We start from the raw sequence: 24686 nt of genomic DNA on the forward strand, positions 1-24686 counted from the left end.
GTGGAGCCAGGCGGCGCAAGTCGCGCGGGCGCGCCGATTGCTTTCGCTGCGGCGCAACATTAGACGGGGGATACGCCTTCAATCCCCAGGTTTCGAGGTTCTCCTATGCCCCAGTTCTCCGAGTCCGATCCGGTCGTCATTCTTTCCTACGCGCGCACGCCGATGGGCGGCATGCAAGGTGCACTCGCCGACGCCTCGGCGACCGACCTGGGGGCAACTGCGGTCAAAGCCGCGGTCGAGCGTGCCGGCGTGTCGGGCGAGGACGTCGACCGGATCTACATGGGCTGCGTGCTTCCGGCGGGCCTGGGCCAGGCCCCTGCCCGCCAGGCGGCGCTCAAGGCTGGCCTGCCGAAGACCGTCCAGGCGAGCACGGTGAACAAAGTCTGCGGCAGCGGCATGCAGACGGTGATCATGGGCGCGGAGGCGCTCGCTGCCGGCACGGTGGATCTCGTCATTGCCGGCGGGATGGAGAGCATGACCAATGCGCCCTACCTGCTCAAGAAGCACCGCTCCGGCGCGCGGCTCGGGCACGACACCGCTTACGATCACATGTTCCTCGACGGGCTCGAAGATGCCTATGAGGAAGGCGCGGCGATGGGCGCCTTCGCGCAGTGCACGGCGGACGAATACCAACTCACCCGAGAGGAGATGGACGCCTATTCGGTCGAGTCGCTGGCCCGGGCCAACAAGGCGATCGCCAGCGGCGCCTTCGCCGACGAGATCGCCCCCGTTACCATCAAGACCCGCAAGGGCGAAGTGGTCGTCGATACGGACGAAGCCCCCAGCAAGGGCCGGCCGGAGAAGATCCCGCAACTGAAGCCCGCCTTCGCCAAGGACGGCACGATCACCGCCGCGACCTCTTCCTCGATCTCCGACGGCGCGGCTGCCGTGGTCATCGCCCGCGAGAGTGCCGCCAAGGAGCGCGGCCTTGCGCCGGTGGCCAAGATCGTCGGCATGACCGCTCATGCGCAGGAGCCGCGGGCCTTCACCACGGCCCCTGTTGGGGCAATCCAGAAGCTGCTGGCCCAGACGGGCTGGAGCGCCGACGACGTGGACTTGTGGGAAGTGAACGAGGCGTTCGCCTGCGTCACCATGTTCGCGATGCGCGACATCGGCATCCCGCACGACCGGATCAACGTCAACGGCGGCGGAACCGCGCTCGGACACCCGATCGGCGCCAGCGGCACGCGGATCATCGTCACCCTGCTGGGCGCCCTCAAACAACAGGGCAAGAAGCGCGGCATCGCATCGCTGTGCATCGGCGGCGGTGAAGCCACCGCCATCGCGGTGGAGATGTACTGACAGCCCGGCGGCCGGTCCTTCGAGACGCTCGGACTGCGTCCTCGCTCCTCAGGACGAACGGGTGGGTGGAGGGCTCCGATTGGGTCAGAGGAGTCAAGCCGTCCCGCCACCCCCTTCCGTTCGTCCTGAGGAGGGATCGAAGCCGAAGGCTGAGGGACCGTCTCGAAGGACCGCCACCGTCGCACCCCGCCGGGTCCTTCGAGACGCTCAGACTGGTCTCGCTCCTCAGGACGAACGGCCGCGTGCTCAGGGTTCGCCGGCGCCCCAGAGGCGGTCCTGCTCGACCCAGCCTTTGCGGCCTTCGACGTCGAGCTCGCACCAACCTGCCTCGCACTCGCCGAGCATGCCGACGACGCCAGGCTCGACTTTCCAGCGCAAGTCGGAAGACTCCGAAGGCTCCTCGCGCATCGCGGCCACGCCCTCGCCGATCACGATTGCGCTCCGCTCCGGGCTGAGCAGGCGGGCGACGACCCAGCCCTGCGTCCCTTCCGGATCGCGCACGAGGCGCCAGCCTTGCATCAGCCGCACGACTTTCACCGGCAGGTTGCGGCGCTTGTAGACCCAGTCGACCGGGTAGTTCTCGCTCGGGCCGACGCGCATGTTGACCTCGTCCGAGCGGAGCGACGCCCAATAAGGCACCTCGCGTTCCTGTGCGGATGCGGGAGCGGTCAGGACAAGGGCGAGGAAAAGCAACAGGAAGCGAAGCATGGCTACCGTCTAGCAGCCCGGCCGAAGCCGCATCAAGCGCCTGATCTCGTTCTCCGGGCCTCGGTCCTTCTAGACACTCGGACTGCGTCCTCGCTCCTCAGGACGAACGGGTGGGGATAGGGCCTGGGAGCACGCCAATCCGCCCGGGACGATCACCTCCCCCACCGCCCCCGTCATTCCCGCGAAAGCGGGAACCCCGCTTGCGGAGCCACAGCCGTCGCAAGCGGGATCCCCGTACTTCGACAGGCTCAGCAGAGCCTTTCGCGGGGATGACGAGTTGTTGGCACGGGTGCTCGGACCCCACCCCCCTTGTCTTGAGGATGGACCGAAGCCGGAAGCCGAGGGCCCGTCTCGAAGGACCGGCCCGCGTCCTCAGTCGCCGGTCAGGATCCTGTCCACCAACTGCTTCACCGTGGGGGTGAAGTTGTTCGAGTAAAACGGATCCTGCTTGAAGCGGAACGCGCTGTGGCCGGCGAACATCAGGTTTTCCTCCACGGGTCCGCCGTGGGCGATGTCCTGCAGGGTCTTCTGGATGCAGAAGCTGCGCGGATCGGCCAGGCGGCCGGTCGTGTAATCGTCATGGTCCTTCCACGACGAGAACCCGCAGTGCGAGAGACAGCCCATGCAGGCGGCCTGGTCCTCGCGAATGATCGCGCGTTCTTCCGGGGTGACGAACACGACGGTGTCGTCGGGAGTCTTGAGCGCTTCGGTGTGGCCTTCCAGAACCCAGCTGCGGGCCCGGTCGCGGTCCTTGGGCGCGACCCAGAAGTTCTTGCCCTTCACGCCGACGTCGAGCTGGACGGTGTGCTCGCCCGCCTCGACCCGCGAGTAGGGGATCTGCCGCTCGCTGCGCTCTTCGAGATTGCGCAGGAAGGGGTTGCGCACGGCCGAGCTGTAGAAGCCGGTCGGGCTGAAGCGGTGGAGGAGGATGTCGCCTTCCTCGAGATCGCGCAACGCGTCCTTCCAGCCCTGCGGGATCGGGCTTTCCTCGGTCAGCAGCGGCCGGGTGCCGTACTGGAAGGCGATCGTGCCCAGTTCGGGGTTGTCGATCCAGTGGTCCCACTCGCGCAAGTACCAGACGCCGCCGGCCATCACGATCGGCACGTCGTCGGAGATGCCTTCGGCGCGCATGGTGTCGCGGACCGCCTTCACGCGGGGATAGGGATCCTCCGGCTTCTCGGGATCTTCGGCATTCGACAGGCCGTTGTGCCCGCCGGCAAGCCAGGGGTCCTCATAAACCACCGCGCCGAGCAGTTCGGAGACTTTGTGGTAGGAACGCTTCCACAGCGCCCGAAAGGCGCGAGCCGAGCTGATGATCGGCAAGTAGCTGACGTTGAAGCGCGCGGCGATCTCCGCCAGCTTGTAGGGCATGCCGGCACCGCAAGTGACGCCGGTGACGAGGCCGCGGGTCTTCTCCAGCACACCTTCGAGGACCTGCTGCGCGCCGCCCATTTCCCACAGCACGTTGATGTTGATCGCGCCCTGCCCGTTGGCGACGTCGTAGGCCCGGCGGACCTGCTCCACGGCACCGTCGATGGCATAGCGGACCAGCTGGTCGTGGCGTTCGAGCCGGGTCAGCTGGTTATAGATCTGCGGGATGATCTTGCCTTCGGCATCGTAGCTATCGGCGTTGACGGCGCTGATCGTGCCGATCCCGCCGGCAGCCGCCCAGGCGCCCGAACTCATGTGATTGGTCGCGGAAACGCCCTTGCCGCCTTCGATCAACGGCCAAACCTCGCGGCCGCCATAGCTGATCGGTCTCAGACCTTTGAATGCCATCGTAGAACCTCTAGTCCCTGTCTTCAGCCAGCGGCGGTTGGAATGTTTTCGTCGCCCGGCTGACTGCAGGGTTCAATTTCGTGCGGCTCGGGACGTTCCCCGGCCGGCTCGAACCGGGCATAATAGCCGGCGATCTCGGGTTTACGGACAAATTCGGCGAGGCGAAAGCCCACACTGCCGAATTCGCAAAAAAGCAGCTTGGGCGGCGTGCCGTGCTCGCTGGTCGGCCGGTCGACGTCGACCACGATCACCGATCCGTTCTTCTTCAGTGCCGGGCGCAGCCGCCAGAGGAAGGCGTAAGGCTCCGACACTTCGTGGTACATGTGGACCATGAAGATGCGGTCGAAGCTGCCCCTGGGCAGCCTGGGATCGTCGGGCGTGCCGAGCTTTATCGAAACGTTGTCGAGGCGCTCTGCTTCGACGCGGCTGCCGAGCCGGGCCAGGGCGTCGCGGTCGATGTCCTCGGCCAAAACGCGGCCGTTGCGGCCGACGCGCTCGGCAAGGCGCACGGTGTAGTAGCCCTCGCCCGCGCCGATGTCGGCCACGGTCATGCCGCGGCGGATGTCGGCCAGGTCCATCACGGTGACGGCTTCGCGCCGGTCGTCACGCGCCTGCTCGTTGGAGAACGTGTTGCTGACCGCCGCCGATACGGGGCGGTAGGGCCGCGGGAACTCGCGCGCCGTGGGCGGCCGTTCCTCGTCGGCGACTTCCTCGCAGCCGCCGAGCGCCAGCAATGCCAGGCAGAGAGCGGCGGCAAGCTTCAATCGACGTCCTCCACCTCGACCGCTTCGCCGGTCACCCGCTGGGCTAGCGCGGCAGCGATGAAGTCGTCGATCTTGCCGTCGAGCACGTCGTCGGGGCTGGTCGAGACGACGCCGGTCCGGAGGTCCTTGACCATCTGGTAGGGCTGCAGGACGTAGCTGCGGATCTGGTGGCCCCAACCGATCTCGGTCTTTTCCTGGTACTCACCCGCGGCGACGGCTTCGCGCTTGGCGAGTTCGGCTTCGTAGAGCCGCGCCTTGAGCATGTTCATCGCCGTGGCGCGGTTCTTGTGCTGGCTGCGGTCGTGCTGGCTGGCGACGACGATCCCGGTCGGCATGTGCGTGATGCGCACCGCGCTGTCGGTGGTGTTGATGTGCTGCCCGCCGGCGCCGCTGGCGCGGTAGGTGTCGATCTTGAGGTCGCCTTCGTTGACCTCGATCTCGATGTTGTCGTCGATCACCGGGTAGACCCACACGCTCGAAAAGCTGGTGTGGCGGCGCGCGGCGCTGTCGTAGGGACTGATGCGGACCAGGCGGTGGACGCCGCTTTCGGTCTTGGCATAGCCGTAGGCGTTCTCGCCTTTGACTTGCAGCGTGGCCGACTTGATGCCGGCCTGCTCGCCGGCCTGGTACTCGACGGTCTCGACCTTGAAGCCGCGGCGCTCGGCCCAGCGGGCGTACATGCGGAAGAGCATTTCCGCCCAGTCCTGGCTTTCGGTGCCGCCCGCGCCGGCGTGGATTTCGATGTAGGTGTCGTTGGCGTCGGCCTCGCCGCCCATCAGCGCCTGGACTTTGTCGGCGTCGGCACGTTCGGCGAGACGTTGGAGAGATTCGAGCCCGTCGGCGATGACCGCGTCGTCACCTTCGGCTTCGCCCAGTTCGACGAATTCGACGGCGTCGGCCATCTCGGCGGAGATCTCGTTCACGGTGCCGATCGCGCTTTCGAGCCGGCGGCGCTCGCGCATGACTTCCTCGGCCCGCTTGGGATCGTTCCACAAGGTCGGGTCCTCGACCCGGGCGTTGAGCTCGTCGAGCCGGCGCAAGGCGCGGTCCCAGTCCAGCGACCGGCGCACCAGCGCCAGAGCCGCTTCGATCCGATCAATATGGGCCTGCCCTTCGGCACGCATGGGAAGCTCTCCAAGAAATTCGCCGCCCGCCTAGCGCAGGCCATTGGATAGGGAAAGGGGATGGGTCGGCCTCGTCGTCCCGGACTTGATCCGGGACCGCTGGCCGCCAGAACGGACCAGGAGGCCAGCGGTCCCGGGTCAGGCCCGGGACGACGGCGACTACGACTTCGCTTTCATTGCCTGCACGGCATCGAGGGTGAGCTTCACGTGCTCGCGCCAGTCGAGATCGGAATGGACCATCGCGATTCGACCGTCGGGGGCGATGACGTAGGACGTGCGGTCGGTCAGCCCGGTGTCCTTGTCGCCGCGCTTGAGCGCCACGTCGAACGCCTTGACGGTCTCCTGGCTGGCCGAGGCCACGGGGAACTTGTCGCGGCATTCCTTGCGCGAGAAGTCCTTCAGCTTGTCGATCGGATCGGCCGACATGCCGACGACCTGCGCCCCGGCCTTGTTGAACGCGGGAATGGCTTCGGCGAAAGCGTTCGCCTCCAGCGTGCAGCCGGGCGTGAAGGCGGCGGGGAAGAAGTAGAGCACGACCGGGCCCTTCTTCAGCGCCTTGTGCAGGTCGAACGTGTAGGCCTTGCCCGCCAGCGCGCCTTGCGTGACGACTGCCGGAGCCTTGGCGCCCTTCTGCAACGCCGCGGTCGCGGGAACGGCGGCCAGTGCAAAGGATGCCAGAGCGAGGATCGAAAGGGTGCGTTTCATGGTGGTTACTCTGCCGCCTCGCGCCTGTGCTGTCGAATCCAATCTGCCGGACGGGATCAGTAGATCCCGCCCTGCTCCTCCACGAAGTCCTCCGGCGGCGGGCCCTGCACGGCGCGGGTGGCGTTGCTGGTCACCGCCCGTTCGCGCCGGCGCAGCTGCGCCAGGATCATCTCGCGCATGACGTCGATCTCGTCCTGCCGCTGGGTCCGGCGCGGCTCGGTATCCGGCTTGAACGCTTCCCAGATCACGCCGCTGAGCGGATCGTTGGTAGGCCATGCGTCGAACACGCGGGTGCCGGAACGGCGGTCGATCCGCACCATGCGCACCCCGTTGGGGGCCAGGAACGGACGCCCGTTCCACCGGTCGCGGGTCGCTTCGACGAAGTCCTTGAAGATCGGCGCGGCGGTGTTCCCGCCCTGGACCCAGCCACCCATGTTGCGCGGCTGGTCGAAGCCGAGATACGTGCCGACCACGAGATCCGGCGAGCCGCCCACGAACCAGGCGTTGGTCGGGCCGCTGGTCGTGCCGGTCTTGCCCGCCAGCGGGAGTTCGAGCGCGCGCAGCCGCACTGCGGTGCCACGCTGGACAACGCCTTCGAGCATGTGGACCACCTGATAGGCCGTGCGCCCGTCGATCACCTGCTTACCGGCCTGGCGCAGGCGCGGCATTCCCTTGCCGTCCCATTCGTCCAAGTTGCAGCGGGTGCATTCGCGCTTGTCGGCGCGCCAGATCACCTTGCCGCGGCGGTCCTGCACATAGTCGATCAGGGTCGGCGCATGCTGAACGCCGTGGTTGAACAGCGCGGCATAGGCATCGACCATCTTGAGCACGGTCGTGTCGCCGGCGCCGAGCGCGAACGACAGGTAGTTCTCATAATCGCCGATGCCGAACCGGCTGAACGTGCGGGTGACGTTCTCCATCCCCGCGTCCGACGCGATGTGGACAGTCATCAGGTTGCGCGACTGCTCCAGCCCCCAGCGCATCGTGTGCACGCCGCCGCCGCCGCCGCCGAAGTTCCGGAAGCACTTCTCGCCCAGATTGGCGCCCTGGTAGACGCAGTAAGTCTGGTCGGGGATCATCGTGGCCGGGGTCATCCCCTGGTCGAGCCCCGTGGCATAGACGAATGGCTTGATGGTCGAACCCGGCTGGCGCAGCGCCTGCGTGGCGCGGTTGAAATCGCCCAGACGGCTGTCGAAGCCGCCCTGCATGGCCAGCACGCGGCCGCTGTGCGGGTCCATGGCGACGAAGCCGCCGGAGACTTCCGGCACTGTCCGCACGCGCCAGCCATTGCCTTGCGGCGAGGCGGCGATGACATGACCGACCCTCAGCGCATCGGGGAGACCGCCCAGCGGCGCTTCCTCGCCATTGGCGAAGCCGATGCGGGCGTCCGAACCGTTCCGCTCGGTAACGACGCCGATCCGCCAGTTCTGGTAGTTGATCCCGAGATTGGCTGAGGCCAGTTGTTCGGTAAGGTCCCCGCTGTCGGGATCGAGCGTGGCGACCGGCCCGTGCCAGCCCTTCCCCGCCGAATAGCGCAGCATGCCCTGGCGGAGCGCATCGCGGGCGGCATCCTGAAACTCGGGATCGAGCGAGGTGCGCACCCACAGGCCGCCGGCATAGACGCTGTGCGGCCCGTCTTCCGCCTGCTCGCCGTACTTGCCCATCAGCTCGCGCCGCACTTCCTCCAGGAAGTACCCGGCGTCGGCGGAATAAGTGTCCTCGCGCTGGGTGATGAGCCCGAGCGGCTTGGCCTGGGCCGCCGCCGCCTCGGCCGCGGTGATGTGGCCGTTGTCCTGCATCTGCCGGAGCACGTGGTTACGCCGCTCGATCGCCAGCTCGGCGTTGCGGGCGCGGCTGTAGCGTTCCGGCGCCTTGGGCAGGATCGCCAGGAAGGCCATCTCGTGCAGCTCGAGATCGCCCACGTCCTTGTTGAAGTAGGCCCGGCTCGCCGCCTGCACGCCGAAGCTGCGGCGGCCGAGCGGGATCTCGTTGAGGTAGAGGGTGATGATCTCCTGCTTGTTCAGCACGCCTTCGATGCGGCGGGCGAGGATCATCTCCTTCAGCTTGCGGGTGACCGAGTACTCGTCGCCCACAAGAATGTTCTTGGCCACCTGCTGGGTGATGGTCGAACCGCCGACGGCGCGCTGCCCCGACCCGATCTTGCTGACATAATCGATCACCGCACCGGTGAAGCCGCCGATGTCGATGCCCCCGTGGGTCCAGAAAGTCTTGTCCTCGGCCGAGGTGTAGGAATTGATCAGCTGGCGCGGGAAATCCTGGAACTGCAGCTGAACGCGCCGCTCGCGCGCGTAGGAGTGGACGATCTCGCCATCGATCCCGCGCACCATGCTGGGCAGCGGCGGCTCGTAGTCGAGCAGCGTCTCTGCGTCGGGCAGGCCGCGGGCGAGCAGCGCCCAGCCCACGATCCACACCACCAGCGCGGCGGCGAGACCGATCGAGCCCCACCGGAACCAGCGCTTGCTGCTCCAGTTCTGGCGGAACCAGTTCAACGCCCCGCTCGCATCCCGGCGGATGCGGTAGCGGAAGTATTCGGCACGCGATTGCTCGGTATCATCCATTGCCGCGGCGCCTTAGCACGGTGATTCCGTCTCGCGCCAGAATGAATGGCATCATGTCGTCGCACGGGGGATGGGGGTGCTGGTTGCCTCGCCGGTCCGCCTCGCCCGTCCAAGATCGTCATGCTGAACTGGTTTCAGCATCCATTTGTCAACCCGCACGGCCCCCACTGTGGCGCACGGCCTCGCGGCGCTTTCCGGCAAGCTCCGCGCGGGCGGGGAAATGGACCCTGAAACGAGTTCAGGGTGACGGTTTTCGCGAGTTGGGAACAGTGGCCGGCGGGTCGGGAGGCGTCAGGCGCCGGTCTGCCGAGCGAAATGGATGCGGATCGCCCGGGCCATGACGGTGGCGAAGCGTTCGCGTCCTTCGGGGGATGCGAGCCGGTCGGCGTCTTCGGGGTTGGTGACGAACCCCGCTTCGTAGAGCACCGACGGCACGTCCGGCGCCCGCAGCACCGCCAGCGAGGCCGCGCGCCGCGCCTGCGGGTGGAAGCGCAGCACGCCCTCCCCTTCGCGCAGGATCAGGCTGGCGAAGCCGGCGGAGCCTTCCGAGGAGCGCCGTTGCGACAGTTCGACGAGGATCGAGTTCACGTTCGCGCTGCGCCCGGCCAGCGGGACGCCGTTCACCTGGTCGGCGCTGTTCTCCCGCGCGGCGAAACGGGCGGCGGCCTCGCTCGAAGCCCGTTCCGACAGGGTGTAGACGCTGGCGCCGGAGACTTCGTTCTTTTCCCCGGCCGAATCTGCGTGGACCGACAGGAACAGGTCGGCGCCGAGCGCGCGGGCGATGGCCACCCGCTCCTCCAGCACCAGGAACCTGTCGTCGTCGCGCGTCAGCGCCACGCGTACGCCACCGTCGCGCAGCAGCCGGTCGCGCAAGGCGCGGACGAGACCGAGCGCGAGGGTCTTCTCGCGGAATCCTTCCCCCACGGCGCCTGGATCGTGCCCGCCGTGGCCGGCGTCGATCACGACGAGCGGGCGCGTAGGATCGGTCGGCCCTTCGATCGGCGGCAGGCCGATTGCCGCGCCCGCGGCCGGCAGCGGCATGCGGATTACGTAGTCGCGGCCCAGATGCGGTACCGGCAGGGCCAGGCCGAGCAGGTACAGCCCGCCGATCAAGGCCACGGGCGCCAGGAAAACCAGCGCGATTTGCAAGCGGTGCCACATCCCGCGTTACGCCTATCGGCGTGCTCGCCTGCGGAACAGGGGATTTTTGCGTGTCCGCGCAACAAGGTTGCCGGACCGGAACCGCGGTGCTAGCAATTGGAGGACCGGGCGGAAGTCTGCCCGGCCAATGCCGATGACCTTAGCGGTCGTTCGGAAAATGCACACAGGTTGATGCCATAATGAAAAGAGTGAGCCCGTCCGTTTCGCCGCAGCCATTGGGTTGCGACGCGGCGGTTGGTGCGCGCGCGCAGACCGAACCCCTGCGCCTTTTCGCCATGGCAGACACATTCCGCAGCGCCGCCGCCATCATGCGCGACGGTGCCGTTTCATCTTCCGTTCGCGTTTCGGGCAGAGGCCCACGCGCCGGATTTCACACAGAGATGCGCTCCGCCGCTCCCCTCGGAAGGGCACATGCCCCGACGTATGCAGGGGCACGCCGCGCATGGAGACTATTCAATGGCAACGCGCATGTTGATCGATGCGCGCCACTCGGAAGAAACCCGGGTGGCGGTGCTCAAAGGCAACCGGATTGAGGAATTCGATTTTGAATCTGCAGATCACAAGCAGATCAAAGGCAATATCTACCTAGCCAAAGTCACGCGGGTCGAACCGTCGCTGCAGGCGGCGTTCGTCGATTTCGGCGGCAATCGCCATGGCTTCCTGGCCTTCAGCGAAATTCATCCCGACTACTACCAAATCCCCAAGGAGGACCGCGAGGCCCTGCTCGCCGAGGAAGAGGCGCATGCGGAAGAAGAAGCCGCGTTGCGCGCCGACGAGGACGAGGAAGACGGCGACCACGATCACGACGACGACGACGATGCCGGCATCGAGGAAATCGACACGTCCGAGAAGGACGACGTCGCCACCATCGAAGACGGGCAGTTCGCCAACGGGGAAGACGAAGACGATCACGACGGTGAGGCCGGGGCCGGCGACTCCGAAAGCGAAGACGAGGAAACCGTCGTCGACGAGGACGGCGAGCCCGACCAGCGCCGCGGCCGCCGCGGCAAAGGCCGCCGCCAGGGCGGCGGGCGCAACCGCGCGAAGGCGATGGACGAACTGCGCGACAAGCGCATGGCGCTGCGCCGCCGCTACAAGATCCAGGACGTCATCCAGCGCCGCCAGGTCCTGCTGGTCCAGGTCGTCAAGGAAGAACGCGGCAACAAGGGCGCCGCGCTGACCACGTATCTCAGCCTCGCCGGCCGCTACTGCGTCCTGATGCCGAACTCGAGCCATGGCGGCGGCATCTCGCGCAAGATCTCCAGCGCCAGCGACCGCAAGCGCCTCAAGTCGATCGTCGGCGAGCTCAAGCTCCCCCGCGCGATGGGCCTGATCGTGCGCACCGCCGGCCTCCAGCGCACCAAGACCGAGATCAAGCGCGACTTCGACTATCTCGCCCGCCTGTGGGACGAGATCCGCGAAACCACGCTGAAGTCGAGCGCGCCCGCGCTGATCCATTCGGACAGCGACCTGATCAAGCGCGCGATCCGCGACATCTACAACCGCGAGATCGAGGAAGTCGTGGTCGAGGGCGCCGACGGGTTCCGTTCGGCCAAGGAATTCATGAAGCTGCTGATGCCCAGCCATGCGCGGCGGGTGAAGGCCTATTCCGATCCCGTGCCGCTGTTCCAGCGCTACGGCGCGGAAGACCAGCTTTCGGCAATGTACGATCCGGTCGTGCAGCTGAAGAGCGGCGGCTACCTGGTGATCAACCCGACCGAGGCGCTCGTCTCGATCGACATCAACTCGGGCCGCTCCACCAAGGAGCACGGCATCGAGCAGACGGCGGTCGCCACCAACCTCGAAGCGGCGCGCGAGATCGCCCGCCAGCTGCGCCTGCGCGACATGGCCGGGCTGGTCGTGATCGACTTCATCGACATGGAATACGGATCGAACGTCCGTAAGGTCGAGAAGGCGATGAAGGACGCGCTCAAGAACGACCGCGCGCGCATCCAGGTCGGCCGCATCTCGGGCTTCGGCCTGATGGAGATGAGCCGCCAGCGCCTGCGCACCGGCGTGCTCGAGGCGACCACCCGCCAGTGCCCGCACTGCGACGGCACCGGCCTTGTCCGCACCGCCAGCAGCGCCGGGCTTTCCGCCCTGCGCCTGATCGAGGACGAAGCGGCCAAGGGCAAGGGCACGACGATCACGCTCTATGCCTCGACCGAAGCGGCGATCTACCTGCTCAACGCCAAGCGCGCCGATCTCGCGGAGATCGAAGCGCGCTACGGCGTGTCGGTCGAAGTCGTGCCGGAGGGCGAGAACGAAGGCGCCAAGATGCGCGTCGCCAGCTCCGGCCCGCGCCCGACCATGACTCCGAAGTTCGAACCGATTGTCGTGGAAGACGACGACGATCTCGACCTCGTGGAAGAGGACGAGATCGAAGAGGACGAGGAGGAAGAGGAAGATCGCTCCGACAAGCGGTCCGGCGACAGGTCCGAACGGTCCGAGGATTCCGATGACGGTCGCGGGGGCAAGCGCCGTCGCCGCCGCGGGGGACGTGGCCGCAACAAGATGCGCGAAGTGGGCGAAGACCGTCCCCTGGAGGAAGGCGAAGAGCCTGCCGAGCAGCTCGAGCGCGCAGAACGTCCGGAGCGCGAGGAAGCCGCGGAAGACGGCGAGGAACGGCCCAGGAAGCGTCGCCGTCGCGGCGGCCGCCGGCGGAAGCGGCGCGAGGGCGGTGACGAGAACGCTGCCGGCGAAGGTGGCGAGGAGACCGGCTCCGACTACGACGACCAGGCTTCCGACGATCTGCCGGTAGCTGCCGAGGAGGCGCCCGCCTTCGAAGCGCCTGAGGCCGAGGAAGCTCCTCCGGTTGAGGAAAAGCCGAAGCGCCGCTCGCGCCGCAAGGTTGCGGTCGAGGACGCGACCGAGGCCGCTCCGGTGGCCGAGGATGCGCCTTCGCAGATGGCCCCGGCAGGCGAGGAAGCTCCGGTGGTCGAAGCCGAAGCCAAGCCCAAGCGGCGCTCGCGCTCGAAGAAGGCGACCGAGGAAGCGCCAGTCGAGGAAGCGCCTGCCCAGGAAGGCAGCGCCGATCCGGTGACCGCGGAAGATCCGGTTCCGGCCAAGCCCAAGCGCACCCGCCGAAAGAAGGCCGATGCCGAAGCGGCTGAAGCGGAACCGGCGGCGGTCGAAGCCGAAGCGGCACCGGCGGAAGTCGCAGCACCGGAAGCCGAACCGGCGCCCAGCGCAGCGAACGACTCCGAGACCGGCGAGGAAGCGCCCGCTGCGGAGGAGAACACCTCCGGCGGCAAGCAGCGCCGCGGCTGGTGGCAGCGGACTTTCGGCGAATAAGCAGCCGATCAGGATCGTCGTCCCGGTGAAAGCCGGGGCGGCGATCCGGTTGCCCTTCCCGCTCCATCTGTTCCCCTTGCGCGCCGTGGCGACTGCCCTTGCTCCGTGCGCGAGGATCGTTAGATAGGCCGCGTCAGCAAGGAACTCCGATGGCCACGTTCACACTCCCGAAGAACAGCAAGATCACCGGCAAGGGCCAGACCCACCGCGCGGAAGGCGCGAAGCGGGTGCAAAGGTTCAAGATCTATCGCTGGGATCCGGAAAGCGGAGAGAACCCGCGCTACGACACGTTCGAGCTCGACCTCGACGATTGCGGCCCCATGGTTCTCGACGCGCTGATCAAGATCAAGAACGAGATCGACCCCACGCTGACCTTCCGCCGCTCCTGCCGCGAAGGCATTTGCGGCTCATGCTCGATGAACATGAACGGCCGGAACGGCCTCGCCTGCACGACGGCGATGGAAGACCTGAAGGGGGAGATCCGCATCACCCCCCTGCCCCACATGGAAGTCGTCAAGGACCTGGTCCCCGACTTCAGCCACTTCTACGCCCAGTACGCCAGCATCCGGCCCTGGCTGCAGACGGTCACCACCACGCCGAGCGGCAAGGAACGGCTGCAAAGCCCCGAGCAGCGCGAGAAGCTCGACGGGCTTTACGAATGCATCCTGTGCGCCTGCTGCTCGACCGCTTGCCCGAGCTACTGGTGGAACTCCGACCAGTTCCTCGGCCCGGCGATCTTGCTCCAGGCCTATCGCTGGCTGGCCGACAGCCGCGACGAGATGACGGGCGAACGGCTCGACGATCTCGAGGATCCGTTCCGGCTCTACCGCTGTCACACGATCATGAACTGCGCCAACGTGTGCCCCAAGGGCCTCAACCCGGCCAAGGCGATCGCCGAGACCAAGAAGTTGCTGGTCGAGCGCCAGCTCTGACATGAGCGGCATCCTCGCGCGCTACGAGGCGCTGGTCGCGGCCGGAGAGCTGCGGCCGGATGCCGAACAGCGCGCCGCGGCGGAGCGCCTCCAGCGCCTCCAGGACGAACTGGTCGCCGCGCGCGAGCCGGGGCCCCTCGCCCGCCTGTTCGGCAAAGCCCCGCAGCGGGTGCGTGGCGCTTACATCTGGGGTGGTGTCGGGCGCGGCAAGTCCATGCTGATGGACCTGTTCGTCGAAACGCTCCCGGTCCGGCGCAAACGCCGCGTGCACTTCCACGCCTTCATGCTCGAAGTCGACCGGCTGCTGCGCGACGAGCGCAAGAAGGAGGCCGGCGACCCGATCGCCCCGGCCGCCGCGCGTATCGCCGAGGACGTGCGCTGCCTCGCGTTCGACGAGATGGTGGTCAAGAACACCGCCGACGCGATGATCATGAGTCGCCTGTTCACCGCCCTGATCCGCGACCACGGCGTGACCGTCGTCACCACCTCCAACCGCCCGCCGCGCGATCTCTACAAGGACGGCATCAACCGCGGGCTGTTCCTGCCCTTCATCGATCTGATCGAGCAGGAGCTCGACGTGCTGGAGCTCAACGGTCCGGTCGATTACCGGCTGGACCGGCTCGGCGGACTCGACACCTGGCACGCGCCGATCGGCGCCGAAGCCACCGCGCAAGTGCGCGAGGCATTCTTCCGGCTGACCGACTACAAGCCCGAAGATGCGGCGCACGTGCCCTCGGCCGACCTGGACCTAGGCGGCGGACGCACGCTGCACGTGCCCAAGAGCCTCAAGGGTGTCGCCGTGTTCAGCTTCAAGCGGCTGTGCGGCGAACCGCGCGGCGCGGCGGACTACCTCGCCATCGCCCAGGCCTATCATACCGTCATCATCGTCGGCATCCCGGCGATGGATGCCGACATGCGCAACGAAGCGGCCCGCTTCGTCACCCTGATCGACGCGCTGTACGAGAACCGCGTGAAGCTGTTCGCGACGGCGGCCGCCGAGCCGGAAGACCTCTACACCGCGGGGGACGGCAGCTTCGAGTTCTCCCGCACCGTGAGCCGCCTGAAGGAAATGCAAAGCGCCGATTACCTGGCGGAAGGCCACGGCGAGAACTGATCTGTTACGCCGTGGCGAGCTCGCGCTCACGTGGTTCGACAAGCTCACCACGAACGGACTGGTATTCAGAGGGTGCTAGCAAGTTCGTCGACGGCATAGGTCGCGCTCACATGGTTCGACAGGCTCACCACGAACGGAGGTGGGATCAAGGGCGAGAGGAACACAGCACACCCGATCCGTTCGTCCTGAGCTTGTCGAAGGACGCGGGCGCAACGCTCGTGGTTGGACAGGCGACGAACGGACGGTTGGAACGCGCCTCAGGCGCTGGCTGCGAGGCGTTCCTGCGCGCGGGTGAGGCGGCTCATGACCTTGAGGTCTTGCGCGGAAAGCTGGAGCGCCGCGTCGGCCCAAAGCTCGACGATGTCCTTCAGTTCGCTCAGCTCGACGGCCCGCGTCCGCTTCATCGCCTTGCGCGAGTTGACGAGGCCGAGGTGGCGCCGCTCGGACCGCTTGATGAACTCGCGGCAGGCCTTGAGCCCTTCGCCCGGTTCGACAAGCTGGTGGACGATGCCGAGCTCGTACATCTGCTCGGCGGTGTAGGTCTCGTTCGAAAGGATCAGCCGGTTGGCCATCGCACTGCCGAGCTTGCGCGAGAGCAGCGCATGCGCGCCCATGCCGGGGAACAGGCCGAAGAGAACTTCCGGCAGGCCGAAAGTCGCTCCGCGTTCCGCAATCAGGAAATCGAACGACAGCAGCGCCTCGAACCCGCCGCCCAGCGCCGCGCCTTCGACGAGGCCGATGGTCAGCATCGGCAGGTCGAGCGAATGCATGTTGCGGTAGAGAATCTCGACGCAGCGGAAGCCGTATTGCGCCAGGCCCTGCCGATTGCCGGTCTCGATCAGCTTGTGGAACAGCTGCAGGTCACCGCCGAAGCAGAACACGCCCGGTGCGCGGCTGCCGAGCACGAGGTACCGCAGCGGCACTTTGTCCGGGCCGAAGCTGCCTGCGATCAGCCGCTGCCAGCTTTCGAAGTCGCGCAGCATCGGCGGGGTGAAGCTCGGACGGCCGACCGGCGTCATGTAGGTCCACAGCGCCGCGGTGTGGGCTTCGTAGAGTACTTCGAGTTCATCGAGTTCGAACAGGCCGGGATCGATGGCACTATGCAGAGCACTCTCTTGAAGAAGGTGCTCTTCTCCTTCTCCGAAAGCAAAAGCGGAATCATTTGCTCCGCTTGCTCTGGAGTCAGTATTGTCGATGTGCCCCGCCAACCGGTCCATGGTTTCCCCGCTTGCAACCCTGCGCCCACCGTTTGCGTGTTTTCGCGCCCTTTCAGGAATCTACGCTGGCTACATCCGATCTGGCAACGGTTTATTTACCCTGGTCTGTCGCTGAACTTCACAGGTGCCGGATTGGGACAGACCATCCCGCTGATTACAGACGCTTTGCCCTCAGGATGCGACACCCAGATGACGCAGCGAACGATCGAGCATCAGCATCTGCCAGAGCAGGCGCGAGTGATCCGAACGGCCGGAGATGTGCGCTTCGGCGACGGCCGACATGCGCGCGGCGTCGAACCAGCCCGTGCGAGCCAGCGCCGCGCTGGTCGAGATCGCCCGCGCCTCTGCCGCGAGGGGACCGCGCAGCCACTGGGCGATGGGCGTGACGAAGCCTTGCTTCGGCCGGTAGAGGATGTGCGCGGGAAGATAGCGGCGCATCGCCTTCTTCAGCAGGTGCTTGCCCTGCAGCCCACGCACGCGCAGCCCTTCGGGCAGGCCGGCGGCGAACTCCACAAGCCGATGGTCGAGCAGCGGCTCGCGCGCCTCCAGGCCGACTGCCATGCTCGTGCGGTCGACTTTGGTAAGGATGTCGCCGGGCAGCCAGAACTTGAGATCGGCGTATTGCGCCCGGTCGAGACTGCTGCGTGCAGGGGCGCCCGCCATAAGGGCGACGAGCCGGTCCTCCGCGCGGTAGTCGCCGATCTCGCGGCGGAAGCCGGGTGCATAGAGCGAGCGGCGCAGGTCCGTCGGCGTAACGGACAGCGCATTCGCGTAACCCTCCTCCCCACTCCCCGCAAGCGAGAGCAGCGTCGTCTTCAGGCGCAGCGGACGCGGCGCCCAGTCCGCCTTCGGGTAGACCGATCCGATGCGGCCCAGCACGCCTTCGCGGAATGTCCGCGGCAGCAGCAGCCGTGCCTGCTCCTCATGCGCATGGAACACATGCCGCCGATAACCGGCGAGCGCCTCGTCCGCCCCGTCGCCCGACAGCGCGACGGTCACCGTCTCGCGTGCCAGCTGGCACACGCGCCAGGTCGGCAGGGCCGAGGCATCGGCGAAAGGCTCGTCGAACATCGCGGCCAGGGTGCCGATCTCGCCGAACTGATCGGAACTGACGGTGCGCGCCCGGTGATCTGTCGCGAACAGTTGCGCGACTTGGTCGGCGTACGACGTCTCGTCGAGCGCCGCGACATCGAAGCCGATCGAGCAAGTCCTCACCGGATCGCGGCTCGCTTCGGACATGAGGGCGACGACGCTGGAGGAATCGACGCCGCCGGACAAGAACGCGCCCAGCGGCACGTCGGCGACTATTCGGCTGGTCACCGCCTCGCGAAGATGGTGCAACAGCTCGGCTTCGAGATCGGCGGTGCGCCCCTTGCGCCGATCGGCAAAGGAGACGTCCCACCAGCGCACAGGCGCCGCAGGCGGCGTGTCGTGGCGGAGCAGGCGGTAAGTCCCCGCCGGCAGCTTCTCTACACCTTTGAGGATCGATCGGTGGTCGGGCACGTAGCCCCAGGCGAGGTAATCCTCGACAGCTAGCGGATCGGCCTCCCGCCGCAGCAGCGGATGGGCCAGCAGGCCCTTCAGCTCGGAGGCGAAAGCCATGCTCCCGTCGCTGAGCGGAGCCATGAACAGCGGCTTCACCCCAAGCCGATCGCGCGCCAGGAACAGCTCGCGCTTGTGGCGATCGTAAAGCGCGAAGGCGAACATACCGTGCAGGCGGCCGAGGCACTCCACGCCCCATTGCTGCCAGGCCGCGAGGATCACTTCGGTGTCCCCGTCGGTGCGGAACTGCGCGCCGAGCCCGGCCAGCTCCCGGCGCAGTTCGCGGTAGTTGTAGATCTCGCCGTTGAACACGATCACCGCGCGCTGGTCGGCCGAGTGCATCGGCTGCGGCGAACCTTCGAGATCGATGATCGACAGCCGACGGTGCCCCAGTCCGACACCGGGGGCGGTCCACACGCCCGAGCCGTCAGGCCCGCGATGGGCGAGCGCGTTGCTCATCCGCTCGACCCGCGCCGGATCGACCGGCTTGATCGTGCCGCAATGGAATATTCCCGCGATCCCGCACATCGGCTTGCCCGTTAGGGCACTCGGACCATGCCGTCCATCCACGCACCGAGCGGGCCGGCGGCATCGAGGAAGGTTGTGAGGCTCTCCCGTGCGGAGACGGCCGGGCGTTCCTCGGCAGAGAGGATCAGCATGGTCGTGGGCTCTTCCCGCATCGCCAGGCGGCTCGCCATCGTGGCGAGCTTGAGGCGCGAGTTGCTGCCGGTGAGAAGCGCCCCGCTGCGGTACCAGGTCAGCGTCAGGCGGCGGACGCGGCCCCCGGCCTGCAGCCATTCGCCGCGCGCACCGGCACTCGCAACTTCCGGCGCAAGCCAGCGCCAGGGCGTGCCTGGCCTCAGGGCCCCCTCGCCCGAGGCGCCTGCCTCGCGCCCTTCCGCTTGCGCGGCGTAGACGGCGATGAACACGTCGACCTCGCGGCCCGCGCCGTCGTGGTAGCGGCCGAGCAGGCGGCGATCCGCGCCGGCGGCGCGCGGCTCCCACGGGACCGCGGAAGCCGTGCCGGCCAGCTGCCAACCGGGAACCTCGGGCAAAGCGATCTGCTGCGGCAATGGCGCGTCGACAGCGCGCGCCGCTACGCCCCAGAGAGCAAACGCCAGGGCAAGCGCTGTAAGAGCGGCCAGCGCCGCCGTCCCCGAGATGCGGTAGCGCGACAGGCTGGCGAGAACGGCCGAGGAAGCGATCCACCCGGCATCGACGATCGGATCGTCCGGCGCGCGGTCGAAGAACCGCCAGCCGAGCCCGAGCAGCGCCGCCATGACCAGCGCGAAGAACACCCAGCCATAGAAGATGTGATCGAAACCGGCGGCGAATTCGACGCCTTGCGACTGGGCGATGTAGATCGTTCCCCAGGCGCGCACGCCGTTGGCCAGGATCGGCAGGGCGATGGCCGCCGCCATGAAGGCGGCACGGCGGGTCCATGAGCGATAGCAAAGGTGCGCCACCAGCGTGCCGAGGGCGATCATCGCGATGAGGAACTTCACTCCGGAACAGGCCTCGGCCACTTCGAACAGGCCGGCGGGGGTGTCGATGAACACGCCGTCGATGGCGGCGGGGACGCCGCTCCAGATGGTGAGCGCGATGGTCAACTTGGCGGTGACCAGTTGCAGCGCCGGCACGAGCTCGTCGCCGATGGGGACGAGGAAAAGCATGTAGGCCAGCGGGAACAGCAGCGCAGCCGCCACGCGCAGGCCGAGAAGCGCCACGACCGCGAATTGCAGCGCGAGCACTGCGCCCAGCTGGGCCGCTACGTTGACCCCCGAGATGTCACCCAGCAGCCACAGGAACAGCGAGCCGGCGACGCCCAGGAGCCCCGGCCACCAGGCTTGCGGCGTCAGGCCCGCCAGAGCCGGCACTCGCAGCGCCAGCAGCCAGGCGAGGATGGCGGGGACCAGCACGATGTGGTTGTAGGTCGAGCTGTTCCACCACTGGTCCGCCATATCGGCCCAGTCGCCGGCGGTGAGCAGGAACAGCACCGCCCAGCCGAGCGCCAGGTGCAGCAACGGCATGCGCCAGGCAGCGGGCAGGCGATCGAGTGCGCCTGCCAGGCGGGCTGTCGAAGCGATCTCAAGCGGCATCGCGATGCCCAGGCCGCTCGGCGCCACGTCCCACCAGGGCGGGGAGCGGCGCCAGCATCGCCGGCCAGCTCATCCGTTCGACCACGAACCGCCGCGCGGCCGCGCCCATGGCGGAGCCTTGCTCGGGCCGGGACAGGAGCTCCAGCGCGCGCCGGGCGAAAGCTGCGTCGTCGTCCTCGACCGCCAGGTGCTCGCCGTCGGTGGCGCCGATACCCGCAGCCGCGTCCGGGCTGAGCAGCACCGGCCGGGCCATGGCCATTGCCTCGAGCACTTTGTTCTGCACCCCGCGTGCGATGGCGAGCGGAGCCACGACGAGGTCGGCGGCGCGCAGGAATGGCTGCACCGCAGGCACTTCCCCCCAGACGCGCACGCCGCCCTGGCCGTCGAGCGCGCGCAGCTCCGCAGCGGGTGCGCGGCCAACGATGTGGAACTGGGCCTGAGGGTGGTGCCGGCGCACTGCGGGCAAGATCGATCGCGCCACTCGCCGCGCGGCGGCGACGTTCGGAGGATAGTCCATCTGTCCAGTGAACACGAGATGCGGGCCCGGCGCAGCGGCAAGTTGCGGATGCGGCGCGGTTTGCGCCGGATCGAAGGCGGAGAAGTCCACGCCGTTGCCTAGCGCGACGACTTTCGCGGCATGGGAGGCATCCACTCTGGAGCGGAACAGCGCGGCCTCGGCTTCGCTGACCAGCAGCGTGCGGTCGGCGATGCCAGCCAGGCGCGATTCCTCCGCTCGCAGCAGTCGCCCTTCGCGCGCGTCGACCCAGCGCGTCGGCCAGGCCTTCTCGGCCGCGTAGGCTTCGAACTTGGCGGAATCGACATCGACCAGGTCGACCACGAGCCGCCCGCTCCACCCCTGCGGCACGTACTGGCCCATTTGCCCCGAAAAGACGTAGATCGTATCGATCGGACGTTCGCGCAGGAGCCGTTCGACGTAGCCCGCAAGCCCCGCATGGCGGAAGGCCGACAAGCTGACCGGTTCACGCCGCAGCAGGCTCTCGATCCCCGCCAGCATCAGCGGCTTCGTGCGGTCGGCCAGGCAGTGGCTCGCCGCGACGGCGGCGAGCTCGGCCTCATGCGCCCGGTCGGCCCCGCTCTCGGCGAAGCAGGCCACGTGGACCGGGGCCAGGTCCGCCAGCGCCTTCAGGATGTGGTGCGAGCGGATCTTGTCGCCCCGGTCCGGCGGAAACGGCATGCGGTGGGCGAGGAAGAGGATCTCGCCGCTCACCCCAGCCCCCTGGCGATCGGCGGCCCGAGCAGGTTGGCGAGCCGCAGCGGCAGCCGCCGCCACAGCGCGATCCGCGCTGCGTGCCTGGCGCTGGTCGGATCGGCATCGCGCGCTTCCGCTCCCGGAGCGGTCCAGCTGGCATAGCACAGCGGCTCGGGCTCGAAGCCCCAGTTCTTCTTGAACGCCCAGGCACCGCTGCCCGTCTTAGACCGCCCGAAGTCGAAGCGCGTGCAGCCCCGCCGGCGGGCGTGGAGCATGAGGTCGTAATACATCCGCTCGTTCGCCCGCAGGCGCCGCGCCGCCCAGGTGCCGCCGCCCCAATAGGGCAGCACAGCGCCGGCGTGGTAGAGCGACAGTACGCTGGCGACCGGCTCCCCATGATGGCGGACCGTCAGGATATCGCCTTCCAGCGCGTCCATCGCGGCATCGAACAGGCTGCGCGGGAACACCGGCGTGCCGAGATTGCGCACGCTTTCGGCGTAGACCGCATAGTGGGCGGCCCGATCCGCCGCGCCGGTCCCGACGTGGACGGTCAGGTCCGCATCGAGCCCCTTGCGCACTTCCGCCCGCTGCTTGCGGGGGATGGCGAGCAGTTGCGCTTCGCCATTCTCCGCCAGCTCCCGCACGAAGCCGCAATGGCTGTCGGTCCGGACGCGCCAGTCCGGCGGAGCGACCCCGCCGCGCAGTTCGATCGTAGGACACGCCAGGCGGCGGGCATATTCCTCCGCCGCCCGGCACAATGCCTCAGCGATGGTGTCTCGCTCCGCCAGCGCCCCGCCCTCGACGGCAAAGCCGCTCGATGCCAGCACGCGCCCGAAGATCGGCGAATGAACTTCGCTCAGGGGCAGCCAGCCCACGATCGTGCCGCCTTTCTCCGCCAGGAGCCCGCGGGCGCGCTGCCCGGTGCCCCGCTCGACCGCCTGCAGCCACCTGGGCCGGTGGAACAGGCTGCCGCCGATCTCCGCCACGAAGCCTTCGATCCGCGCGGCCTCGCCGGGCTGGCGCAAGTCCACCGCGCGCACCTGCTCGCCGATGACGAACGGGGCGTTCATGCCGCCGCTTCGCCGTCGATCCGCGCAGCCTCGCTGGCCGCGAGCAGGTCCATCCGCCCCCAGGCGAACTCGCGGACCAGTTGGCGCAGCTTGCCGGCCATCCTGTCGAGATTGGTGTAGTGCCGCAGCCGCGACCGCAGCGGCGCGCCCGCCACGCGCGGCTGACCGGGGTCGATCTCCCAGGGGTGGAAGTAGAATATCGCCGGCCGCCCCTCGCGGCAGTTGACCTGGCGGATCGCCCAGCGGGAAAAGCCGTAGGGAATCACGCGGAAGAACCCGCCGCCGCCTGCTGCGAGGCGCTTGCCGGCGAACATTGCGGTCGTCACCGGGATCTCCAGCAGCGGCGATCCCGCGAGGGGCCTGAAGGCGAAGCGCGGCGCCTCGGCCCAGCCGTAGTGATCGTGGGCGACCGGGGCCACGCTGGACGAATAGGCATAACCCTGCTCCGCCAGAACCTCGAACGCCCAGGGCGTACGCTGGTCGATCGAGAAGCTCGGCGCGCGGTAGCCGGTCACCCGCACGCCGGCGGCGTCCTCCAGCACCTGGCGGGCGCGGGAGATGTCGGCAGCGAACGTCTCGCGGTCCATCCGGAACACGCGGCCGTGATCCCACCCGTGGCTGGCGAGTTCATGGCCGCGGAGCACGATCTCGCGCATCAGCCCGCCGTGGCGCTGGGCCACCCACCCGAGTGCGAAGAAGGTCGCCTTGGCTTCGGCGGCGTCGAACATGTCCAGGATCTGGCGGACGTTGCGGTCGACCCGGTCGGTCAGCGAGCCCCAGTCGTCGCGCTCGATCACGCCTTCGAAGGCGCCGACCTGGAACCAGTCCTCGACGTCGACCGACAGCCCGTTGACGATCGCGCCACCGGCCTCGGCCTGGGAAATGGGGGTGGCGGCGTTCACCGGCGGCTCCTCAAGCGGCCTTCGTTGCGCCCATCTCGCCTTCGATCCACTCGATCAGCATCGTCAGGGTGTGGCGGACGGCGCGCTCCTGCTCGGCGGTCTTCGCCTCCAGGCGCGCGAGCTGTTCCTGCAAAGTGGCAATCTCCGGCATCAGCGCGGTAGCGGCGACCTCGTCCTGGCGGCTGGCCATCTCGACAACGGCCTGCTGCAGTTCGGCGATCTTCGCATCGCGCTCGGCGAGCATCAGCTCCACCGTTTCAAGGGCGAGCCCGGTGCTCTGCTCGTGAGAGTTCGCCCGCTCCTGCCTCACTTCGGCCATCGGTGGGAACTGGAGCGCCGCTTCGGGAAGCGCCTTCTCGCCCGCCATCTCCTCCAGCACTGCCCCCAGCATCGCCGAATCGATCCGCGTGCGCTGTTCCACTGCGCCGAGCAGTAACAGGCGGCTGGCGATCTGGTTGACGCGGCGGGGGATGCCCCCGCTCGCCTCGTAGAGCTCGCCGAAGACCTCCTGGTCGAACGCCGGATTGCCGCTCCAGCCGACCTTGCGCAGGCGGTGAACGACATAAGCTTCGACCTCGCCCCGCTCCATGGGATCGAGGTGGTGCGCGGCGATCACCCGCTGGCGCAGTTGCTCCAGGCTCTGGCTCGCCTGCAGCGTAGCGCGGAACTCCGGCTGGCCGAGCAGCAGGGTCTGCAGCAGGGGGTGGCTGCCGAGCTGGAAGTTCGACAGCATCCGCAGTTCCTCGAGCGCCGGAACGGTCAGGTTCTGCGACTCGTCGACCACCAGCAGACAGCGGCGACCGGCGCGCGCTTCCTCGTGCAGGAAGCCCTCGATGGCACCGAGCGCGCTCGCCTTGTCGTGCCCGTCGATGTCGAGCCCGAAGCTTTGCGCGACGACGTGGATGATCTCCTCCTCGTCGAGCTTGCTGGTGACGATCTGGCCGACCGTGAGCCGCTCCGGGTCGATCGTGCTCATCAGGTGCGCCACCAGCGTCGACTTGCCGGCGCCGACTTCGCCGGTGATGACGATGAAGCCCTCACCCTGAGCCAGTCCGTAGCCGAGGTAGGACAGCGCCTTCCGATGCGTGACGCTGCGGAAGTAGAACGCCGGATCCGGCGTGATCTGGAAGGGCTTGCCCGTCAATCCATAGAAATCGTCGAACATGGTCAAGTGCCTCCGTCGG

Annotated in this window: 18 protein-coding genes; 4 read left to right on the forward strand and 14 right to left on the reverse strand. The window is 67.9% G+C overall.

Going from position 1 to position 24686, the window contains the following annotated elements; translation table 11 throughout:
• The first annotated feature begins 105 nt into the window (after positions 1-105).
• A complete protein-coding gene (locus GRI75_RS12085; protein WP_160747248.1) occupies positions 106-1302 on the forward strand; it encodes a thiolase family protein in 1197 nt (398 codons plus the stop codon).
• A 246-nt stretch (positions 1303-1548) separates the two neighbouring features.
• Here GRI75_RS12085 and GRI75_RS12090 read toward each other — a convergent pair whose 3' ends face one another.
• The 7 genes from GRI75_RS12090 to GRI75_RS12120 all read right to left on the reverse strand — a co-directional run bounded on the left by GRI75_RS12090 (position 1549) and on the right by GRI75_RS12120 (position 10080).
• Entirely contained in the window at positions 1549-2010 is a 462-nt protein-coding gene (locus tag GRI75_RS12090) for an SH3 domain-containing protein (protein ID WP_160747249.1), read from the reverse strand.
• Positions 2011-2382: 372 nt separating this feature from the next.
• Positions 2383-3789, reverse strand: a complete 1407-nt coding sequence (locus GRI75_RS12095; RefSeq protein WP_160747250.1) for an NAD(P)H-dependent flavin oxidoreductase — start codon at positions 3787-3789, stop codon at positions 2383-2385.
• Positions 3790-3812: 23 nt separating this feature from the next.
• Positions 3813-4553 carry a class I SAM-dependent methyltransferase gene (locus GRI75_RS12100; protein WP_160747251.1) on the reverse strand — a complete coding sequence of 247 codons (741 nt, stop codon included), beginning with the start codon at positions 4551-4553 and terminating at the stop codon, positions 3813-3815.
• Positions 4550-5677, reverse strand: coding sequence for a peptide chain release factor 2 (gene prfB, locus GRI75_RS12105; protein WP_160747252.1), 1128 nt, complete (start codon positions 5675-5677; stop codon positions 4550-4552). The genes GRI75_RS12100 and prfB overlap by 4 nt, the downstream gene beginning before the upstream one ends.
• 159 nt (positions 5678-5836) lie before the next feature.
• A complete protein-coding gene (locus tag GRI75_RS12110) occupies positions 5837-6382 on the reverse strand; it encodes a peroxiredoxin (RefSeq protein WP_160747253.1) in 546 nt (181 codons plus the stop codon).
• Between the two features lie 56 nt (positions 6383-6438).
• The gene (locus GRI75_RS12115) at positions 6439-8961 is read right to left on the reverse strand and encodes a penicillin-binding protein 1A (protein WP_160747254.1); all 2523 of its coding nucleotides are present in this window, start codon (positions 8959-8961) and stop codon (positions 6439-6441) included.
• 291 nt (positions 8962-9252) lie between these two features.
• The gene (locus GRI75_RS12120) at positions 9253-10080 is read right to left on the reverse strand and encodes an N-acetylmuramoyl-L-alanine amidase family protein (RefSeq protein ID WP_328597982.1); all 828 of its coding nucleotides are present in this window, start codon (positions 10078-10080) and stop codon (positions 9253-9255) included.
• 498 nt (positions 10081-10578) lie between these two features.
• Between GRI75_RS12120 and GRI75_RS12125 the strand changes: the two genes are divergently transcribed.
• The 3 genes from GRI75_RS12125 (at position 10579) to zapE (ending at position 15462) form a co-directional block, all read left to right on the forward strand.
• On the forward strand, positions 10579-13416 hold the full coding sequence (locus GRI75_RS12125) for an Rne/Rng family ribonuclease (RefSeq protein ID WP_160747256.1): 2838 nt from the start codon (positions 10579-10581) through the stop codon (positions 13414-13416).
• 149 nt (positions 13417-13565) lie between these two features.
• Positions 13566-14348, forward strand: coding sequence for a succinate dehydrogenase iron-sulfur subunit (locus GRI75_RS12130; protein ID WP_160747257.1), 783 nt, complete (start codon positions 13566-13568; stop codon positions 14346-14348).
• Between the two features lies 1 nt (position 14349).
• Positions 14350-15462 carry a cell division protein ZapE gene (zapE, locus tag GRI75_RS12135; protein ID WP_160747258.1) on the forward strand — a complete coding sequence of 371 codons (1113 nt, stop codon included), beginning with the start codon at positions 14350-14352 and terminating at the stop codon, positions 15460-15462.
• A gap of 257 nt (positions 15463-15719) precedes the next feature.
• Here zapE and GRI75_RS12140 read toward each other — a convergent pair whose 3' ends face one another.
• The 7 genes from GRI75_RS12140 to GRI75_RS12170 form a co-directional block, all read right to left on the reverse strand.
• On the reverse strand, positions 15720-16679 hold the full coding sequence (locus GRI75_RS12140; protein ID WP_160747259.1) for a crotonase/enoyl-CoA hydratase family protein: 960 nt from the start codon (positions 16677-16679) through the stop codon (positions 15720-15722).
• A 171-nt stretch (positions 16680-16850) separates the two neighbouring features.
• Positions 16851-18749 (reverse strand): XrtA/PEP-CTERM system amidotransferase, encoded by a 1899-nt coding sequence (locus GRI75_RS12145; protein ID WP_160747260.1) that lies wholly within the window; start codon positions 18747-18749, stop codon positions 16851-16853.
• A gap of 11 nt (positions 18750-18760) precedes the next feature.
• Positions 18761-20320: an exosortase A gene (gene xrtA, locus GRI75_RS12150; protein ID WP_160747261.1), complete on the reverse strand. Its 1560-nt coding sequence runs from the start codon at positions 20318-20320 to the stop codon at positions 18761-18763.
• On the reverse strand, positions 20310-21548 hold the full coding sequence (locus GRI75_RS12155) for a TIGR03087 family PEP-CTERM/XrtA system glycosyltransferase (protein ID WP_160747262.1): 1239 nt from the start codon (positions 21546-21548) through the stop codon (positions 20310-20312). Before GRI75_RS12155 ends, xrtA begins: the two co-directional genes overlap by 11 nt.
• On the reverse strand, positions 21545-22600 hold the full coding sequence (locus GRI75_RS12160; protein WP_160747263.1) for a FemAB family XrtA/PEP-CTERM system-associated protein: 1056 nt from the start codon (positions 22598-22600) through the stop codon (positions 21545-21547). Before GRI75_RS12160 ends, GRI75_RS12155 begins: the two co-directional genes overlap by 4 nt.
• Positions 22597-23502, reverse strand: coding sequence for an XrtA system polysaccharide deacetylase (locus GRI75_RS12165; RefSeq protein WP_407925145.1), 906 nt, complete (start codon positions 23500-23502; stop codon positions 22597-22599). Before GRI75_RS12165 ends, GRI75_RS12160 begins: the two co-directional genes overlap by 4 nt.
• Positions 23503-23512: 10 nt before the next feature.
• Complete coding sequence (locus GRI75_RS12170; RefSeq protein WP_160747264.1) at positions 23513-24667, reverse strand: XrtA/PEP-CTERM system-associated ATPase; 1155 nt, start codon at positions 24665-24667, stop codon at positions 23513-23515.
• Positions 24668-24686 lie beyond the last annotated feature (19 nt).

The sequence above is a fragment of the Croceibacterium soli genome (assembly GCF_009828065.1).
Lineage (GTDB): Bacteria > Pseudomonadota > Alphaproteobacteria > Sphingomonadales > Sphingomonadaceae > Croceibacterium_B > Croceibacterium_B soli.

Coding starts and splice junctions, on each gene's coding strand:
- GRI75_RS12160 (WP_160747263.1), bottom strand. CDS start 22,600: ATGAACGCCCCGTTCGTCATCGGCGAGCAGGTGCGCGCGGTGGACTTG.
- GRI75_RS12095 (WP_160747250.1), bottom strand. CDS start 3,789: ATGGCATTCAAAGGTCTGAGACCGATCAGCTATGGCGGCCGCGAGGTT.
- GRI75_RS12145 (WP_160747260.1), bottom strand. CDS start 18,749: ATGTGCGGGATCGCGGGAATATTCCATTGCGGCACGATCAAGCCGGTC.
- GRI75_RS12110 (WP_160747253.1), bottom strand. CDS start 6,382: ATGAAACGCACCCTTTCGATCCTCGCTCTGGCATCCTTTGCACTGGCC.
- GRI75_RS12130 (WP_160747257.1), top strand. CDS start 13,566: ATGGCCACGTTCACACTCCCGAAGAACAGCAAGATCACCGGCAAGGGC.
- xrtA (WP_160747261.1), bottom strand. CDS start 20,320: ATGCCGCTTGAGATCGCTTCGACAGCCCGCCTGGCAGGCGCACTCGAT.
- GRI75_RS12090 (WP_160747249.1), bottom strand. CDS start 2,010: ATGCTTCGCTTCCTGTTGCTTTTCCTCGCCCTTGTCCTGACCGCTCCC.
- zapE (WP_160747258.1), top strand. CDS start 14,350: ATGAGCGGCATCCTCGCGCGCTACGAGGCGCTGGTCGCGGCCGGAGAG.
- GRI75_RS12170 (WP_160747264.1), bottom strand. CDS start 24,667: ATGTTCGACGATTTCTATGGATTGACGGGCAAGCCCTTCCAGATCACG.
- GRI75_RS12140 (WP_160747259.1), bottom strand. CDS start 16,679: ATGGACCGGTTGGCGGGGCACATCGACAATACTGACTCCAGAGCAAGC.
- prfB (WP_160747252.1), bottom strand. CDS start 5,677: ATGCGTGCCGAAGGGCAGGCCCATATTGATCGGATCGAAGCGGCTCTG.
- GRI75_RS12115 (WP_160747254.1), bottom strand. CDS start 8,961: ATGGATGATACCGAGCAATCGCGTGCCGAATACTTCCGCTACCGCATC.
- GRI75_RS12125 (WP_160747256.1), top strand. CDS start 10,579: ATGGCAACGCGCATGTTGATCGATGCGCGCCACTCGGAAGAAACCCGG.
- GRI75_RS12085 (WP_160747248.1), top strand. CDS start 106: ATGCCCCAGTTCTCCGAGTCCGATCCGGTCGTCATTCTTTCCTACGCG.